The organism is Methylibium sp. T29, assembly GCF_000576205.1.
GTDB classification, from domain to species: Bacteria; Pseudomonadota; Gammaproteobacteria; order Burkholderiales; family Burkholderiaceae_C; genus Methylibium; species Methylibium petroleiphilum.
The window spans coordinates 1-1,186 of record NZ_AZND01000513.1 but is presented as its reverse complement, the minus strand read 5'-3'; the positions used below and the strand labels follow the sequence as shown (position 1 = coordinate 1,186).

The 1,186-nt window shown below is 68.6% G+C and carries 1 protein-coding gene and 3 tRNA genes; all 4 read left to right on the top strand.

Translation table 11 applies throughout. The features are described 5' to 3' along the window. Positions 1-632: uracil-DNA glycosylase (locus tag x551_RS22485; RefSeq protein WP_036251822.1), on the top strand; the 632-nt coding region annotated here is incomplete at its 5' end. 69 nt (positions 633-701) lie between these two features. Beyond that, positions 702-787, top strand: a tRNA-Tyr gene (locus tag x551_RS22480). Between the two features lie 96 nt (positions 788-883). After that, positions 884-957, top strand: a tRNA-Gly gene (locus x551_RS22475). Between the two features lie 101 nt (positions 958-1,058). Continuing rightward, a tRNA-Thr gene (locus tag x551_RS22470) sits at positions 1,059-1,133 on the top strand. Positions 1,134-1,186 lie beyond the last annotated feature (53 nt).

Here is a 1,186-nt window from a genome sequence, read left to right as displayed (position 1 = left end):
GCTCGGTCGCCGGGCAGCGGCTAATGGAGCGGCTCGCCGCGCGCCGCGCGGCCGGCGCAACCGTCTACCCGCCGCAGCCGCTGCGGGCGCTGCAACTGACGCCGCTGGACTCGGTGCGTGCCGTCATCCTGGGCCAGGACCCGTACCACGGCCCCGGCCAGGCCGAGGGGCTGGCGTTCTCGGTGCCCACCGGGGTGCGCCCTCCGCCCAGCCTGCGCAATATCTTCGCGGAACTGCAGCGCGACCTCGGTCAACCGATGCCGGCCTCGGGCAGCCTGCTCGCCTGGGCGCGGCGCGGCGTCCTGCTGCTCAACACCAGCCTGAGCGTCGAGGATGGCCTGCCCGGCAGTCATGCGAAATTCGGATGGGAAGTGCTCACTGACTCGCTGATCGCGGCAGTCGCGCGGCAGCCTCAGCCGGTGGCTTTCCTGCTGTGGGGCGCGCACGCCCAGGCCAAGGCGGCCGTCGTGGCCGCCGGTGGCGGGCCGCACCGCATCTGGCAGGCCAACCACCCGTCGCCGCTGTCGGCGCGCCGGCCGCCGCTGCCCTTCATCGGCTGTGGGCATTTCTCGGCCTCGGCCGACTTCCTGGCGCGCGCCGGCCGGCCGCTCGACTGGTCGCTGGGCGCCTGAATCCGGCGCGGGGCCGGGGGATGACGCTTGTCCGCCGAAGGCGCCGTGATATAGTCGCGGGCTCGTCCCGGAGGGGTGCCCGAGTGGCTAAAGGGGGCAGACTGTAAATCTGTTGGCTTACGCCTACGCTGGTTCGAATCCAGCCTCCTCCACCAGGGCGAATCGTTTTTCGTTTGAGAGTGCCGTGGTCTTTCGGGGCCGCAAAACCGTGTAATGCGATGGCTGTGCCGGTCCGGGCAGCGACTCCCAGGGCGGGAGTAGTTCAATGGTAGAACCCTAGCCTTCCAAGCTAATGACGCGGGTTCGATTCCCGTCTCCCGCTCCACAGTTCCACGGGTTTGCGGGCCTTCGGGCGATGGGAAGGTTCGGCGGTCGGTAGTGATGTGTGCCTTGGTTCTGTCGAGCCGGGCTCAGACCAGTATCGATGCCCATGTGGCTCAGTGGTAGAGCACTCCCTTGGTAAGGGAGAGGTCGCGCGTTCGATCCGCGCCATGGGCACCACCTTCGCACGCACTCTCAAGCAACTGTCACCCGCGACCTTCAGGAGATCGAGA